Annotated in this window: 13 protein-coding genes; 8 read left to right on the plus strand and 5 right to left on the minus strand. The window is 70.7% G+C overall.

What is annotated here, in order from left to right; all coding sequences use genetic code 11:
* Positions 1-405 precede the first annotated feature (405 nt).
* From ACGFZL_RS28920 to ACGFZL_RS28950, 7 genes are all read left to right on the plus strand, one after another.
* Positions 406-3,360, plus strand: coding sequence for a M14 family zinc carboxypeptidase (locus tag ACGFZL_RS28920; RefSeq protein WP_393696134.1), 2,955 nt, complete (start codon positions 406-408; stop codon positions 3,358-3,360).
* Between the two features lie 226 nt (positions 3,361-3,586).
* Positions 3,587-4,597: a type I glyceraldehyde-3-phosphate dehydrogenase gene (gene gap / locus ACGFZL_RS28925; RefSeq protein ID WP_393696136.1), complete on the plus strand. Its 1,011-nt coding sequence runs from the start codon at positions 3,587-3,589 to the stop codon at positions 4,595-4,597.
* A gap of 139 nt (positions 4,598-4,736) precedes the next feature.
* Entirely contained in the window at positions 4,737-5,948 is a 1,212-nt protein-coding gene (locus ACGFZL_RS28930) for a phosphoglycerate kinase (RefSeq protein WP_393696138.1), read from the plus strand.
* A gap of 5 nt (positions 5,949-5,953) precedes the next feature.
* Complete coding sequence (gene tpiA / locus ACGFZL_RS28935) at positions 5,954-6,730, plus strand: triose-phosphate isomerase (protein WP_355175038.1); 777 nt, start codon at positions 5,954-5,956, stop codon at positions 6,728-6,730.
* Between the two features lie 109 nt (positions 6,731-6,839).
* Positions 6,840-7,076, plus strand: coding sequence for a preprotein translocase subunit SecG (gene secG, locus ACGFZL_RS28940; RefSeq protein ID WP_355175036.1), 237 nt, complete (start codon positions 6,840-6,842; stop codon positions 7,074-7,076).
* Positions 7,077-7,279: 203 nt separating this feature from the next.
* Positions 7,280-7,615 carry an RNA polymerase-binding protein RbpA gene (locus ACGFZL_RS28945; protein ID WP_010352468.1) on the plus strand — a complete coding sequence of 112 codons (336 nt, stop codon included), beginning with the start codon at positions 7,280-7,282 and terminating at the stop codon, positions 7,613-7,615.
* Between the two features lie 59 nt (positions 7,616-7,674).
* A complete protein-coding gene (locus tag ACGFZL_RS28950; RefSeq protein ID WP_393696141.1) occupies positions 7,675-8,517 on the plus strand; it encodes a hypothetical protein in 843 nt (280 codons plus the stop codon).
* A gap of 54 nt (positions 8,518-8,571) precedes the next feature.
* On the opposite strand, the gene pgl is transcribed toward ACGFZL_RS28950, so the two are convergent.
* The 5 genes from pgl to tkt are packed head-to-tail and all read right to left on the minus strand — an operon-like array spanning position 8,572 to position 15,178.
* A complete protein-coding gene (gene pgl / locus ACGFZL_RS28955; RefSeq protein WP_393696143.1) occupies positions 8,572-9,354 on the minus strand; it encodes a 6-phosphogluconolactonase in 783 nt (260 codons plus the stop codon).
* Complete coding sequence (gene opcA / locus ACGFZL_RS28960) at positions 9,351-10,412, minus strand: glucose-6-phosphate dehydrogenase assembly protein OpcA (RefSeq protein ID WP_393696145.1); 1,062 nt, start codon at positions 10,410-10,412, stop codon at positions 9,351-9,353. The genes pgl and opcA overlap by 4 nt, the downstream gene beginning before the upstream one ends.
* A complete protein-coding gene (gene zwf, locus ACGFZL_RS28965) occupies positions 10,409-11,932 on the minus strand; it encodes a glucose-6-phosphate dehydrogenase (protein ID WP_355175026.1) in 1,524 nt (507 codons plus the stop codon). Before zwf ends, opcA begins: the two co-directional genes overlap by 4 nt.
* A 4-nt stretch (positions 11,933-11,936) precedes the next feature.
* On the minus strand, positions 11,937-13,055 hold the full coding sequence (tal, locus tag ACGFZL_RS28970) for a transaldolase (RefSeq protein WP_355175024.1): 1,119 nt from the start codon (positions 13,053-13,055) through the stop codon (positions 11,937-11,939).
* Positions 13,056-13,090: 35 nt separating this feature from the next.
* Positions 13,091-15,178, minus strand: a complete 2,088-nt coding sequence (tkt, locus tag ACGFZL_RS28975; protein ID WP_355175022.1) for a transketolase — start codon at positions 15,176-15,178, stop codon at positions 13,091-13,093.
* Between the two features lie 388 nt (positions 15,179-15,566).
* Here tkt and ACGFZL_RS28980 point away from each other — a divergent pair, with 388 nt between their 5' ends.
* Positions 15,567-16,520 (plus strand): heme o synthase, encoded by a 954-nt coding sequence (locus ACGFZL_RS28980; RefSeq protein WP_355175135.1) that lies wholly within the window; start codon positions 15,567-15,569, stop codon positions 16,518-16,520.
* Positions 16,521-16,539: the final 19 nt, after the last annotated feature.

Consider the following 16,539-nt stretch of genomic DNA (forward strand, 5'->3'; position numbering starts at 1 on the left):
CTACGGGGGGCGTGGCGCAGCCCGGCGCTGCGGGGTGCCGCTGCGCCCACCCGTGCCGCCCCAGCGGCACGACTGCCCGCAGCTACGCGGGAGGGTGGGCGGGTGCGGTGCGACTGCCCGCAGCTACGCGGGTGGGGTGGGTGGGTGCGGCGTGGCTGTCCGCAGCAGCGCGGATGGGTGGGCGGGTGTGGCGCGGCTGCCCGCAGCTACGCGGGAGGGTGGGCGGGTGCGGCACGGCCGGCCGCAGCTGCCTGGGTGGGGCGGACCCCAACGCCTCGCCACGTACGCCCAGTTGAGTGACCTACCCCCGCGCCCCGAAGGGCATTCGCGCTCTTGACTCGATCATGGAGTGTCATGAGCCTGGCATCTGTTCGCTGCCGTGGCGGACTCAGGCCAGGGGGTTTCATGAGACACAGAGCGAGATCGATCCTCGCTGTCGGCGCACTCCTGCTCGGCTCGGCGGGCCTCACGACGGTCGCGCAGGCGCGGCCCTCCCACCCGGAGGGCAACGGCGACGAGGTCAAAGTCTGGCGTGCCGACGTCAGCCAGCGGCAGGTGCCCCTCCTGCTGGCCGCCGGCCAGGACGGGCACGAGCTGAGCGAACAGGTCCCCGCGAAGGGCACCGCGAACGTCGAGGTCTACCTCACCGACAAGCAGGCCAAGTCCCTGGAGAAGCAGGGCGTCGACCTCACCGAGCACACCCTCACCGCCCGCGCCGAGCAGCGCGTCGAGGGCGCCGCCGAGGGCGTGTTCCGCCCGTACAGCGGCAGCGGCGGCCTGCGCGAGGAGCTGCTGCGGACCGCGCAGCAGAACCCCGGCCTCACCAAGGTCGTCTCCATCGGCAAGACGGTGCGCGGCCAGGACATCCTCGCGCTGAAGGTGACCAAGGGCGCCAAGAAGTCCGCCGACGGGTCCAAGCCCTCCGTGCTGTACGTCTCCAACCAGCACGCGCGAGAGTGGATCACCCCGGAGATGACCCGGCGGCTGATGCACCACTACCTGGACCACTACGCCACCGACCGGCGGATCAAGAACATCGTCGACTCCACCGAGCTGTGGTTCGTGCTCTCGGCCAACCCCGACGGCTACGACTACACCTTCCAGAGCCCCGACAACCGCCAGTGGCGCAAGAACCTCCGCGACGTCAACGGCGACGGCGCCATCAGCACCGGCGACGGCGTCGACCTCAACCGCAACTTCGCCTACAAGTGGGGCTACGACGACGAGGGGTCGTCTCCCAATCCCACCAGTGAGACCTACCGCGGCGCCGCCCCCGGCTCCGAGCCCGAGACCAAGGCGCTCGACGCGTTCGAGAAGCGGATCGGCTTCACGTACGGCATCAACTACCACTCCGCCGCCGAACTCCTGCTCTACGGCGTCGGCTGGCAGGTGGCCACCGACACCCCCGACGACGTGCTCTACAAGGCGCTGGCCGGCACCCCGGAGAACTCCGCGATCCCGGGCTACCACCCGCAGGTCTCGTCGGAGCTGTACACCACCAACGGCGAGGCGGACGGCCACGCGGCCAACGTCAACGGCATGGCGATGTTCACCCCCGAGATGTCGACCTGCCAGACCGCGTCCGACCTCGACCCGGCCGACGACTGGAACGCCGCCGACTGCGAGTCGGTCTTCACCTTCCCGGACGACGAGAAGCTGATCCAGCAGGAGTTCGCCAAGAACATCCCCTTCGCGCTCTCCGTCGCCGAGACCGCCGCCCACCCCGACCGGCCGTCCTCCTCCGTCGGCCTGGACGCCCCCGACTTCACCCCGGGCGCCTTCACCACCTCCTACGCCCGTAACGGCGAGGCCCAGGAGGTCTCCGTCGTCGCCCGCAAGTCGGTGCGCGACAAGGAGCTGAAGTACCGCGTAAACGGCGGCCGCGTCCGCGACATGGCGCTCAAGCCGTGGCGGGGCGGCGAGACGTACGGCGGCGAGGACAACCTGTACTTCGACCAGTACCGCGCCAAGGTCAAGGACGGCGACCAGGGCGACAAGGTCGAGGTCTGGTTCACCGGCGAGACCAAGGCCGGGAAGAAGACCGAGAGCCCGCACTTCACCTACACCTACGCCACCCGGCCCCGCGCCGACGTCCTCGTCGTCGCCGAGGAGGGCGCGACGGCCACCCAGGCGCAGGCGTACGTCGACGCGCTCAAGGGGGCCGGCCGCAAGGCGCTCGTCTGGGACACCGCGACCCAGGGCGCCCCCGACGCGCTCGGCGTGCTGTCCCACTTCGACACCGTCGTCCACTACACCGGCGCCGCCGTGCCCGGCATCGCCACCCAGCTCCAGCTACGGGCCTTCCTCAACGAGGGCGGCCGGCTGATCGAGGCCGGCGAGCAGGCGGGCGGCAGCGTCGCCCTCGCCGACGGCACGCCGTCCAACGACTTCAGCCAGTACTACCTGGGCGCCTACACCCGCACCTCCACCGCGGGCGCCACCGGCTTCACCGGCTCCGGCAAGCTGGCCGGCGCCGCCGGACCGCTCGGCGCCGCCCCGGGCAACCCGCTGGACAAGGCCGGCACCTACAGCGTCACCTCGGACGAGCTGCCCCCGGCCACCTACCCGCAGTTCGCCAGCGCGGGCGCCGGCAAGTTCGCCGGGACCGTGAACCCGTACGGGCCCTACGCCGGCCAGTGGATGGCCGCCGCCGTGCACACCGACGACGCCTACAAGCGGCTCACCCGCACGATCGACCTGACCGGCGTCACCGCCGCCGACAAGCCGGCCCTGCGTACCCGGCTGCTGTGGGACACCGAGCCCGGCTACGACCACGCCCTGGTCGAGGCGCACACCACCGGCGCCGAGGACTGGACCACGCTGCCCGAGAAGAGCGGCGCGACCAGCACGGCCGTGCCCGAGGAGTGCGCGGCGGGGTTCTACGTCGGCGAGCACCCCTGGCTGGAGCACTACCTCACCGTCGGTGACGACGGCTGCACGGCGACCGGCACCTCGGGCGCCTGGAACAGCCTCACCGGCTCCTCCGGCGGCTGGCGGCAGGTGGAGTTCGACCTGAGCGCCTACGCCGGCAAGTCCGTCGAGGTCTCCCTCGCCTACGTCACCGACCCCGGCAGCGGCGGGCGCGGCGTCCTCGCCGACGAGGCGTCCCTGGTCGTCGGCTCCACCGCCACCCAGACCGAGGGCTTCGAGTCCTCGCTGGGCGCCTGGCGGGTCGCCGGACCGCCGCCGGGCAGCCCGGCCGTCCTGAAGGACTGGGCCCGCACCGGCACCCTGTTCCAGACCTACGGCGCCGTCACCACCGACGACACCGTGCTGCTCGGCTTCGGCCTGGAACACCTCACCGCGCCGGCCGACCGCGCCGCCGTCGTCCGCCGGGCGCTGGCTGCCCTGGACGAGTGAAGACCCGGCAGCCGGGGACCCGCGCGGTGTAGCGAAAACGGGTGACCGGTCCCCGGTCCCGAGGCGGTCCGTACCCCTACTGGCGGGTACGGACCGCCCTGCCGGGTATGGGCCGTCTCGATGTCACCCCGGACCTTGGGGAGAGGTAGGGTCGGGGGTGGTCGGGGACATCCCAAACACAGCTCGCCGGCACATCGGGCCGGCGTACCAACGAGGAGATCGGTTCGTGACGATCCGCGTAGGCATCAACGGCTTTGGCCGCATCGGTCGTAACTACTTCCGCGCGCTGCTGGAGCAGGGTGCAGACATCGAGATCGTGGCTGTCAACGACCTGGGTGACACCGCGACCACCGCCCACCTGCTCAAGTACGACACCATCCTGGGCCGCCTCAAGGCCGAGGTGTCGCACACCGCCGACACCATCACGGTCGACGGCCACACCATCAAGGTGCTGTCCGAGCGCAACCCCGCCGACATCCCGTGGGGCGACCTCGGTGTCGACATCGTCATCGAGTCGACGGGCATCTTCACGAAGAAGGCCGACGCCGAGAAGCACATCGCCGGCGGCACCAAGAAGGTCCTCATCTCGGCTCCGGCCAAGGACGAGGACATCACCATCGTGATGGGCGTCAACCAGGACCAGTACGACGCCGCGCAGCACCACGTCATCTCCAACGCCTCCTGCACCACCAACTGCGTGGCGCCGATGGCGAAGGTCCTCGACGAGAACTTCGGCATCGTCAAGGGCCTGATGACGACGGTCCACGCGTACACCAACGACCAGCGCATCCTGGACTTCCCGCACAAGGACCTGCGCCGCGCCCGCGCCGCCGCGGAGAACATCATCCCGACCACGACCGGTGCCGCGAAGGCCACCGCGCTGGTCCTCCCGCAGCTCAAGGGCAAGCTGGACGGCATCGCCATGCGCGTCCCGGTCCCGACCGGCTCGGCCACCGACCTGGTCGTCACCCTCCAGCGCGAGGTGACGAAGGACGAGGTCAACGCCGCGTTCAAGAAGGCGTCCGAGGACGGCGCCCTCAAGGGCTTCCTGACCTACACCGAGGACGAGATCGTCTCCTCGGACATCGTCGGCGACCCGTCCTCCTGCACCTTCGACTCCTCCCTGACCATGGTCCAGGAGGGCAACTCGGTGAAGATCCTCGGCTGGTACGACAACGAGTGGGGCTACTCCAACCGCCTCGTCGACCTCACGGTCTTCGTCGGCGACCAGCTCTGATCGACTCGCAAGCGCACGCCGCGACGCGGTGGCAGGGCTCGGGCAGCGCACCGTCGCGCGGCCCGGGCCCTGCGGCACGTCCGCCGCGGCCCGCCCTCGTAGGATCACGAGCGATCACGAGACCTCAGGAGTCCCCTGCATGAAGACGATCGACGAACTGCTCTCCGAAGGCGTCGCGGGCAAGCGCGTCTTCGTCCGCGCCGACCTGAACGTGCCGCTGGACGGCACCACGATCACCGACGACGGCCGCATCCGCGCCGTCGCCCCCACCGTCAAGGCGCTGGCCGACGCGGGCGCCCGGGTGGTCGTCGCCTCGCACCTGGGCCGCCCCAAGGGCGCCCCGGACCCCGCCTTCTCCCTCGCCCCGGCCGCCGCGCGGCTCGGCGAGATCCTCGGCACGGACGTCGCCTTCGCCGAGGACACGGTCGGCGACTCCGCCGAGGCCGTCGTCTCCGGCCTCACCGACGGCCGGGTCGCCGTCCTGGAGAACCTGCGCTTCAACGCCGGCGAGACCAGCAAGGACGACGCCGAGCGCGCCGCCTTCGCCGAGCAGCTGGCCGGCCTCGCCGACGTCTACGTGGGCGACGGCTTCGGCGCCGTGCACCGCAAGCACGCCTCCGTCTTCGACCTGCCGAAGCGGCTGCCGCACTACGCCGGCTACCTCATCGCCACCGAGGTCGGCGTCCTGAAGAAGCTCACCGACGACGTCAAGCGCCCCTACGTGGTCGCGCTCGGCGGCGCCAAGGTCTCCGACAAGCTCGCCGTGATCGACCAGCTGCTCGGCAAGGCCGACCGGATCCTCATCGGCGGCGGCATGGCGTACACCTTCCTCAAGGCCAAGGGCTACGAGGTCGGCATCTCCCTGCTCCAGGAGGACCAGGTCCCGGTCGTCACCGAGTACCTGGAGCGCGCCGAGAAGAACGGCGTGGAGCTGGTGCTCCCGGTCGACGTCCTGGTCGCCGGGGAGTTCCCGGACCTGAAGACCAAGGCCCCGGCCCACCCCTCCACCGTCGCCGCGGACGCCATCCCCGCCGACCAGGAGGGCCTGGACATCGGCCCCGAGACCCGCAAGCTGTACGCGTCCAAGCTCGCCGACGCCGCCACCGTCTTCTGGAACGGCCCCATGGGCGTCTTCGAGCACCCCGACTACGCCGAGGGCACCAAGGCGGTCGCCCAGGCTCTCATCGACGCCCCGGGCTTCACCGTGGTGGGCGGCGGCGACTCCGCCGCGGCCGTGCGTACGCTCGGCTTCGACGAGAACGCATTCGGCCACATCTCGACCGGCGGCGGCGCCTCCCTCGAATACCTCGAGGGCAAGACGCTCCCCGGCCTCGCCGCACTGGAGGACTGACCGCGATGACCACCCGCACGCCGCTGATGGCGGGCAACTGGAAGATGAACCTCAACCACCTGGAGGCCATCGCCCACGTCCAGAAGCTCGCCTTCGCCCTGGCGGACAAGGACTACGACGCCGTCGAGGTCGCCGTCCTCGTGCCCTTCACCGACCTGCGCTCCGTGCAGACCCTGGTCGAGCACGACAAGCTGAAGATCAAGTACGGCGCCCAGGACCTCTCCGCCCACGACGGCGGCGCCTACACCGGCGAGATCTCCGGCGCCATGCTGGCCAAGCTGCGCTGCACCTACGTGGCGATCGGCCACTCCGAGCGGCGGCAGTACCACGCCGAGTCGGACGAGCTGGTGAACGCCAAGGTCAAGGCCGCCTACAAGCACGGCCTGACCCCGATCCTGTGCGTCGGCGAGGAGCTGGACGTCCGCGAGGCGGGCAACCACGTCGCCCACACCCTCGCCCAGGTCGAGGGCGGCCTGAAGGACCTCCCCGCCGAGCAGGCCGAGACGGTCGTGATCGCCTACGAGCCGGTGTGGGCCATCGGCACCGGCAAGGTCTGCGGCGCCGAGGACGCGCAGGAGGTCTGCGCGGCGATCCGCGGCAAGCTCGCCGAGCTGTACACGCAGGAGCTGGCCGACCAGGTCCGCATCCAGTACGGCGGCTCCGTGAAGTCCTCCAACGTCGCCGAGATCATGTCGCAGCCCGACATCGACGGCGCCCTGGTCGGCGGGGCCTCGCTGGACTCCGACGAGTTCGTCAAGATCGTCCGCTTCCGCGATCAGTGACGGATCAGTGAGTAGGCGGTAGCGGCGATACGTCGTACCCTTGCGGGGGCATCGTGGGTAGTCACGATGCCCCCGCACTCCATCCGTATCCGAGGAAGTTGGTCCAGCCGTGGTTTTGGGGTTCTCGATCGCCCTGATCGTCTTCAGCCTGCTGCTGATGCTGCTGGTGCTGATGCACAAGGGGAAGGGCGGCGGCCTCTCCGACATGTTCGGTGGCGGCATGCAGTCCTCCGTGGGCGGCTCCTCGGTCGCCGAGCGGAACCTGGACCGGATCACCGTGGTGATCGGTCTGTGCTGGTTCGCCTGCATCATGGTGCTCGGCCTGGTGATGAAGTCGAACAACTGACGCCGGCGGAGCCCTCCCCGGAACGTAAGGCCCCATGTCGGGTACGCGCCGCACGGCGCGGCCTATCATGGGGCCTGCGTCTTGGTGCGAGGGTTTGTGACTCCAATCCCTGGACGCGCGTTGGGCCTTACGTAGACTGAGGCGCTCGCAGTGAAGCGAACGCCGACTCGCTTTGCGGCACCATCACGCAGGGAGTTACGACCGTGGCAAGTGGCAACGCGATCCGGGGAAGCCGGGTCGGGGCGGGGCCGATGGGCGAGGCCGAGCGCGGTGAGTCAGCGCCGCGACTGCGCATCTCCTTCTGGTGCTCCAACGGACACGAGACGCAGCCGAGCTTCGCGAGCGACGCGCAGGTCCCCGATACCTGGGACTGCCCCCGCTGCGGCTTCCCGGCCGGGCAGGACCGGGACAACCCCCCGGCCCCGCCGCGCACCGAGCCCTACAAGACCCACCTCGCCTACGTGCGCGAGCGCCGCAGCGACGCGGACGGCGAGGCCATCCTCGCCGAGGCACTCGCCAAGCTGCGCGGCGAGATCTAGCGGCGCGTTTTCGCGTAGACTCCCCGGCGATCCACGGAACGAGCGCTCGGGGGAGCACGGTGGCACGTACGCGCGGTGGTTGGACAGGCGGCACGCAGAGGGGGCGGTCCCTCCTGAACCCGAAGGTGGCCGCCAGGGCGGTGTTCCACCCGGCCTGGATCCCCCGTTCGCTCGATCCCACGATCGAGAGCCTCAAGCGCTTCCGGGTCATCGCCGGGGCGGTCGCCTCGCTCGGCGTCTACACCGTGCTGCACGGCGGCTTCCAGCCGGAGGAGTTGCTGGAGAACGCGCTGACCGCCTCCCTGGTGCTGCTGGTCGTCACCCCGCTGACGGTCGGCGCGATGCTCTACGTCTGGCGACGCACCGGCACCGTGCGGCAGTTGCGGACCCCGCTCGTCAACTGCCTGAAGCTGCTGCTGCTGTTCGTCGGGTGCGTCGTGGGGCTCGTCGCGCTGGTGTACACGATCAACGCCTCCTCGAGCAATCCGCTGGTGATCATCGGCGGCGGGCTGTTCATGCTCTGGCTGCTCGGCTTCACCGTCGCCGGGGCGATCCGCGTCTCCGGCAACTTCTTCGGCACCGCCGCCGTGCACCGCTCGCTGCCGGCGCTGCTCGCGGTGGTGACCAGCTGGCTGATGGCCGTCCCGGACCTCGTCACCGGCGACCTGCACGGGCTCGGCCTCACCCTGGGCTTCGTCTTCATCCTGGGCGCCCCGGTCACCGTCACCGCCATCGCCCTGCTGGAGACGAGCAGGCTCAAGCGCCGCTACGGCATCCGGCTGGCCGCCCACCCGGCCACCCTGCCGCCCGTGCCGGGGTACGTCCCGCCGCAGGCGCCGCCCTACGTCCACCCGTACACGGTGTACCCGCCGACGCCGCCCTACGGTCCGCACAGCGGCTGACCTGGACGCACGAGACCCCCGCACACCACAACGGCGTGCGGGGGTCCGGTGCGTTCAGGCCGAGGCCGGCGGGTACAGCGAGCGCGGCAACTGCGAGGCCGCCGCCGAGTCGAGGAGCCACAGGGTGCGGGCCCGCCCCCGCGCGCCCGCGGCCGGCGCCTGGATCTCACCGGCGCCCGACAGGGCCATCGCCGCCGCCTGCGCCTTGTCCTCGCCGGCCGCCAGCAGCCACACCTCGCGGGCGGCGCGGATGGCCGGCAGGGTCAGCGTCACCCGGGTCGGCGGGGGCTTGGGCGCCCCGTGCACGCCGACCACCGTCCGCTCGGTCTCCCGGACCGCGGGCAGCTCCGGGAAGAGCGAGGCCACGTGGGTGTCCGGGCCGACGCCGAGCAGCAGCACGTCGAAGGACGGCACCGCCGCGTGGTTCTCCGGCACGGCCGCCCGGGCCAGCTCGTCGGCGTAGGCCGCCGCGGCGGCCTCCACGTCGTCGCCGTACGGCCCGTCCGAGGCGGGCATCGCGTGCACCCGCTTCGGGTCCAGCGGCACCGCGTCGAGCAGCGCCTCGCGGGCCTGCGTGATGTTGCGCTCCGGGTCGCCCTCCGGCAGGAACCGCTCGTCGCCCCACCACAGGTCGAGCCGGCCCCAGTCGATCGCGTCCCGGGCCGGGGAGCCGCCGAGCGCGGCCAGCAGCCCGTTGCCGTTGCGGCCGCCGGTCAGGACGACGGACGCCGAGCCGCGGGACGCCTGCGCGTCCACGATCTTCGTGATCAGCCGGGCCGCCGCGGCCTCGGCCATCAGCTCCTTGTCGCGGTGCACGACCAGCTGGGGAGTGTTCATTTCGCCGCCGCCTTCCGCACGGGGGTCTTCTCCTGTGCCGCGTCCTTCGCCTTGGCCTTGGCGGCCGAGCCGACGGGCGCGGGGACCGCACCCGGCTTCTCGTCGCCGTCCCCGGAGCCGGAGGGGCCGTCCGGCGCGGACAGCTTGTCCACCCCGAAGCGCAGCGCCGAGGCGTAGGTGTCGTCCGGGTCGAGCCGGCGCAGCTCCTCCGCGATCAGCTCGGCCGTCTCGCGCCGCTTGAGCGCCACCGCCCGCGAGGGCTGGCCCTTGACCGACAGGGTGGCGAGCGAGCCGTCCGGCCGGTCCAGGACGACCGGACCGCAGTCGGTGTCCATCCGGACCGCGGTGAGCCCGGGCCCGTCCGACGCCGAGCGCTGCACCGGCACGCCGAGCCGGTCCGCGAGCCACATCGCCAGCAGCTCGCAGCTCGGGTTGGCCTCCTCGCCCTCCACCTCGACCGACCGCACCTCGCAGTCGACCTGGTCAAGGGCCGCCGCCAGCATCGAGCGCCACGGCGTGATCCGGGTCCAGGCGAGGTCGGTGTCGCCGGGCGCATAGGCGTCCGCACGGGCGGACAGCTCGCGCACCGGCTCCTCGCAGGCGTAGCTGTCGGTGACCCGGCGCTGGGCCAGCGCACCCAGCGGGTCGCGGGCCGGGTCGAGCGGCGCGTTGACCGGCCACCACACCACCACCGGCGCGTCCGGCAGCAGCAGGGGCAGCACCACCGACTGGGCGTGGTCGACGACCTCGCCGTGCAGCCGCAGCACCACCGTCTCGCCGGTGCCCGCGTCGGCCCCGAGGCGCACCTCGGCGTCCAGGCGGGAGCCCGTGCGGTCCCGGGGCGAGCGCGAGACGCGCCGGATGACCACCAGGGTGCGCGAGGGGTGCTCGCGCGAGGCGTCGCCTGCCGCCTTCAGGGCGTCGTAGGCGTTCTCCTCGTCGGTGACGATGACCAGCGTCAGCACCATGCCGACGGCCGGGGTGCCGATCTCCCGGCGGCCCTTGGTCAGCGCCTTGTTGATCTTGCTGGACGTGGTGTCCGTGAGGTCCGTCTTCATGGCCGGCGCCAGCTCCGTCCGTCTCGCTCCAGCATCTCGTCCGCCTCGGCGGGACCCCAGGTGCCGGATTCGTACTGGGCGGGGGTGCCGTGCGTGTCCCAGTGCTCCTCGATCGGGTCGAGGATCTTCCAGGACAGCTCGACCTCCTCCGTGCGCGGGAAGAGGTTGGCGTCGCCGAGCAGCACGTCGAGGATCAGCCGCTCGTACGCCTCCGGGCTGGACTCGGTGAACGACTCGCCGTAGGCGAAGTCCATCGAGACGTCCCGGATCTCCATCGACGTGCCCGGCACCTTGGAGCCGAAGCGCACGGTGATGCCCTCGTCGGGCTGGACGCGGATGACGATCGCGTTGGAGCCCAGCTCCTCGGTCGCCGTGGAGTCGAAGGGGGAGTGCGGGGCGCGCTGGAAGACGACGGCGATCTCGGTCACCCGGCGCCCGAGCCGCTTGCCGGTGCGCAGGTAGAAGGGGACGCCCGCCCAGCGGCGGTTGTCGATGCCGACCCGGATCGCGGCGTAGGTGTCGGTCTTCGACTTGGGGTCGATGCCCTCTTCCTCCAGGTACCCGACCGCCTTCTCACCGCCCTGCCAGCCGGCCGCGTACTGCCCGCGCACGGTGTCCCGGCCCAGGTCCTTGGGCAGCCGCACCGCGCCGAGCACCTTGGTCTTCTCCGCGGCCAGCGCGTCGGCGTCGAAGGAGGCGGGCTCCTCCATCGCGGTCAGCGCGAGCAGCTGGAGGAGGTGGTTCTGGATGACGTCGCGGGCGGCGCCGATGCCGTCGTAGTAGCCGGCCCGGCCGCCGATGCCGATGTCCTCGGCCATGGTGATCTGCACGTGGTCCACGTAGGACCGGTTCCAGATCGGTTCGAACATCGTGTTGGCGAAGCGCAGCGCCAGGATGTTCTGGACCGTCTCCTTGCCCAGGTAGTGGTCGATGCGGAAGACCTGGTCCGGGGCGAAGACCTCGTGGACGATCGAGTTCAGCTCCTCGGCCGACCTCAGGTCGTGGCCGAACGGCTTCTCGATCACCGCGCGGCGCCAGGAGCCGCCCGACTGGTCGGCGAGGTCGTGCTTCTTCAGCTGCTGGATGACCACCGGGAAGGACTTCGGCGGCACCGAGAGGTAGAAGGCGAAGTTGCCGCCCGTCCCCTGGGCCTTGTCCAGCTCGTCGATGGTGTCGCGCAGCCGCTCGAACGCCTCGTCGTCGTCGAAGGTGCCCTGGACGAAGCGCATCCCCTGGATGAGCTGCTGCCAGACCTCCTCGCGGAACGGCGTACGGGAGTGCTCCTTGACGGCGTCGTGCACGACCTGGGCGAAGTCCTCGTGCTCCCAGTCGCGGCGGGCGAAGCCGACGAGCGAGAAGCCCGGCGGCAGCAGACCCCGGTTGGCGAGGTCGTACACGGCGGGCATGAGCTTCTTGCGGGACAGATCGCCGGTGACGCCGAAGATGACCAGACCCGACGGCCCCGCGATGCGCGGGAGCCGTCGGTCTGCGGGGTCACGCAGCGGATTGCTGCTTGACAATGTCCTAGCCCTCCGAGGGGGCGAGGCGCTGGAGCTCGGCCTCGGTCGACTTCAGCAGGTCGTTCCAGGAGTCCTCGAACTTCTCGACGCCCTCCTTCTCGAGGAGCTGGACCACCTCGTCGTAGCCGATCCCGAGCTTCTCGACGGCGTCGAGGTCGGCGCGGGCCTGCTCGTAGGTGCCGGCGATCGTGTTGCCGGTGATCTCGCCGTGGTCGTCGGTGGCCTCCAGGGTGGCCTCCGGCATGGTGTTCACCGTGTTCGGCGCGACCAGGTCGGTGACGTACATGGTGTCGCTGTACGCCTTGTCCTTGACGCCGGTCGACGCCCACAGCGGGCGCTGCTTGTTGGCGCCGGCCTTCTCCAGGGCGTTCCAGCGGTCGCCGGCGAAGACCTCCTCGTACGCCTCGTAGGCGAGGCGGGCGTTGGCGACGGCGGCCTTGCCGCGCGCGGCCTTGGCCTCGTCGGTGCCGAGCGCGTCGAGCCGCTTGTCGATCTCGGTGTCCACGCGGGAGACGAAGAAGGACGCCACCGAGTGGATCTTCGACAGGTCCAGGCCGCGCTCCTTGGCCTTCTCCAGGCCGCTCTGGAAGGCGTCCATGACCTTGCGGTAGCGCTCAAGGGAGAAGATCAGCGTCACGTTGACGCTGATGCCCAGGCCGATGACCTCGGCGATCGCCGGGATGCCGGCCTCGGTGGCCGGGATCTTGATCAGGGTGTTGGGACGGTCCACCAGCCACGCCAGCTGCTTGGCCTCGGCCACCGTCGCCTTGGTGTTGTGCGCCAGGCGCGGGTCGACCTCGATGGAGACCCGGCCGTCCTTGCCGCCGGTGGCGTCGAAGACGGGGCGCAGGATGTCGGCGGCGTCGCGGACGTCCGCCGTGGTGATCATCCGGATCGCCTCTTCGACGGTGACCTTGCGGAAGGCGAGGTCGGAGACCTGCTGGTCGTAGCCGTCGCCCTGCGAGATGGCCTTCTGGAAGATCGACGGGTTGGTGGTGACGCCCACGACGTGCTGCTGGTCGATCAGCTCGGCGAGGTTGCCGGACGTGATCCGCTTGCGGGACAGGTCGTCCAGCCAGATCGCGACGCCTTCGTCGGAGAGGCGCTTGAGTGCGTCTGTCATCGAAATTGCATCTCCTGTTGTGTCGTGTACGAGCGTCAGCGCTGAGCCGCGGTCAGCGATTCCCGGGCGGCCGATGCGACGTTCTCGGCGGTGAAGCCGAACTCCTTGAAGAGCACCTTGGCGTCCGCCGAAGCACCGAAGTGCTCAAGCGACACGATGCGGCCGGCGTCCCCCACGTACTTGTGCCACGTCAGACCGATCCCGGCCTCGACCGCCACGCGGGCCCGCACGGACGGAGGCAGGACGCTGTCCCGGTACCCCTGGTCCTGCTGCTCGAACCACTCCACGCACGGCATCGAGACGACCCGGGTGGGCACGCCGTCGGCCTGCAGCGCCTCACGCGCCTCGACCGCCACGTGCACCTCGGAGCCGGTGGCGATGAGGATGAGCTCGGCGTCGCCGCCCTCGGCCTCGAACAGCACGTAGCCGCCCTTGGCCGCGTCCTCGTTCGCCTCGTAGGTCGGCACGCCCTGGCGGGTGAGCGCCAGGCCGTGCGGCTGGCCCTTGCCGAACTCCTTGGTCCAGCGGCGCAGCACCTCGCGCCAGGCGATGGCCGTCTCGTTGGCGTCGCCCGGCCGGACCACGTTCAGGCCGGGGATGGCGCGCAGCGAGGCCAGGTGCTCGACCGGCTGGTGGGTCGGGCCGTCCTCGCCGAGGCCGATGGAGTCGTGCGTCCACACGTAGGTCACCGGCAGGTGCATGAGCGCCGAGAGCCGCACGGCGTTGCGCATGTAGTCGGAGAACACCAGGAAGGTGCCGCCGTAGACGCGCGTGTTGCCGTGCAGCGTGATGCCGTTCATCTCGGCGGCCATCGAGTGCTCGCGGATGCCGAAGTGGACGGTGCGGCCGTACGGGTCCGCCTCGGGCAGCGGGTTGTCCGCCGGGAGGAAGGACGACGTCTTGTCGATGGTGGTGTTGTTGGAACCCGCGAGGTCGGCCGAGCCGCCCCACAGCTCCGGGATCACCGCGCCGAGCGCCTGGAGCACCTTGCCGGAGGCGGCGCGGGTGGCGACGCCCTTGCCGGTCTCGAAGACCGGGATCTTCTCCTCCCAGCCGGTGGGCAGCTCGCCCTTGGCGACGCGGTCGTACTCCGCGGCGCGCTCGGGGTTGTTGTCCCGCCACTGCTGGTACGCCTTGTCCCACACCGCGCGGGCCGCCTCGCCCCGGTCCAGGGCCTGGCGGGCGTGGGCGAGGACCTCGTCGGCGACCTCGAAGGTCTGCTCCGGGTCGAAGCCGAGGACGCGCTTGGTGGCCGCCACCTCGTCGTCGCCGAGCGCCGACCCGTGCGCGGCCTCGGTGTTCTGCGCGTTCGGGGCGGGCCAGGCGATGATGGAGCGCATGGCGATGAAGGACGGCCGGTCGGTGACCGCCTTGGCCTTCTCGATCGCCGCGTACAGCGCGTGCGGGTCCAGGTCGCCGTCGTCCTTGGGCTGGACGCGCTGCACATGCCAGCCGTACGCCTCGTACCGCTTGACGGTGTCCTCGGAGACCGCCGTCTCGGTGTCGCCCTCGATCGAGATGTGGTTGTCGTCCCACAGCAGGATCAGGTTGCCGAGCTTCTGGTGGCCCGCGAGGGAGGACGCCTCGGAGGAGATGCCCTCCTGGAGGCAGCCGTCACCGGCGACGCAGAAGATGAAGTGGTCGAAGGGGGACTCGCCCTCGGCGGCCTCCGGGTCGAACAGACCGCGCTCGTAGCGCGAGGCCATCGCCATGCCGACCGCGTTGGCGACGCCCTGGCCGAGCGGGCCCGTCGTCGTCTCCACGCCGGTGGTGTGGCCGTACTCCGGGTGGCCCGGGGTCTTCGAGCCCCAGGTGCGGAAGGACTTCAGGTCGTCCAGCTCCAGGCCGAAGCCGGCCAGGTACAGCTGGGTGTAGAGGGTCAGCGAGGAGTGGCCGGCGGACAGCACGAAGCGGTCGCGCCCGACCCAGTTCGCGTCGGCCGGGTCGTGCCGCATCACCTTCTGGAAGAGGGTGTAGGCGGCGGGCGCCAGACTCATCGCCGTGCCCGGATGGCCGTTGCCGACCTTCTGTACGGCGTCGGCGGCCAGGACGCGGGCGGTGTCCACGGCCCGCTGGTCCAGTTCGGTCCACTCGAGGTCTGTGGTGATCGGCTTGGTGCTCACCCTGGGTCAGGGCTCCTCTCCACATGTCGGATGCCGGTGCACGTGGCCGTCCACCGGCTGCCGGCCAGTCGGGAAAAAGCGGCCGGCGAAGTCGAGCCTACCCCCGTAAGTACGTGCGTTTTCTCGCTCGAAACCAGACTGCCGGGACTCGCTCGGATCCGCCTGTCGACCGGGTCGTGGCGCATTCGGCAAGTGATTGCGAGGCCGCTCATCTGACCGCTCGTCCGACCGCTCAATCGACTCTCCGTACGCACGTCGGAGCACCCCTGCCAACACGAGCGCACCCCCGCGAAGGCCGAGGTATGGGCAACGTCTAAAGTGGCGTGGTACGCGCGAGCCTTTACCGTCAGTTCACACGGGGAGGCTCGCTGGGATGTCTCTGTCAGGGGTGTGCGTGACGGCCGTTGAATCCCGTCCTGCGGGGGTAATCGGGACGAACCAGAGCCCGAGTCACCGGCCGTTCGGGGCCCGTGTCAAGGCGTTCGTGGCGCTGACCAAGCCGCGGATCATCGAGCTGCTGCTGATCACCACCGTCCCGGTGATGTTCCTCGCCGAGCAGGGCGTGCCCGACCTGACGCTGGTCCTGCTGACCTGCGTCGGCGGCTACCTCTCCGCGGGCGGCGCCAACGCGCTCAACATGTACATCGACCGCGACATCGACGCGCTGATGGACCGCACCTCGCAGCGCCCGCTGGTCACCGGCATGGTCTCGCCGCGCGAGTGCCTCGCCTTCGGCATCACCCTGGCGGTGGTCTCCACCCTGCTCTTCGGCCTCACGGTCAACTGGCTGTCGGCCTGGCTGTCGCTCGGCGCGCTCCTCTTCTACGTCGTCGTCTACACGATGATCCTCAAGCGCCGCACCTCGCAGAACATCGTGTGGGGCGGCATCGCGGGCTGCCTGCCGGTGCTGATCGGCTGGTCCGCGGTGACGGACTCGATGTCCTGGGCGCCGGTCATCCTCTTCCTGGTGATGTTCTTCTGGACGCCGCCGCACTACTGGCCGCTGTCCATGAAGGTCCGCGAGGACTACGCGCGCGTGGGCGTGCCCATGCTCCCGGTGATCGCCTCCAACAAGGTCGTCGCCCGGCAGATCGTGATCTACAGCTGGGTGATGGTCGCCGTCTCGCTGCTGCTCACCCCGATGGGCTACACCGGCTGGTTCTACACGGCCGTCGCGCTCGCGGCCGGCGGCATGTGGCTGTGGGAGGCGCACGGGCTGCAGAACCGGGCCAAGGCCGAGGTGACGGGCGGCAAGCTCAAGGAGATGCGGCTGTTCCACTGGTCGATCACCTATGTGTCGGTGCTGTTCCTGGCGATCGCGGTGGACCCCTTCCTGCGCTAGCCCACCCCGCCCGTGGCCT

It is taken from the genome of Streptomyces sp. NPDC048182, from assembly GCF_043202555.1.
Lineage (GTDB): Bacteria > Actinomycetota > Actinomycetes > Streptomycetales > Streptomycetaceae > Streptomyces.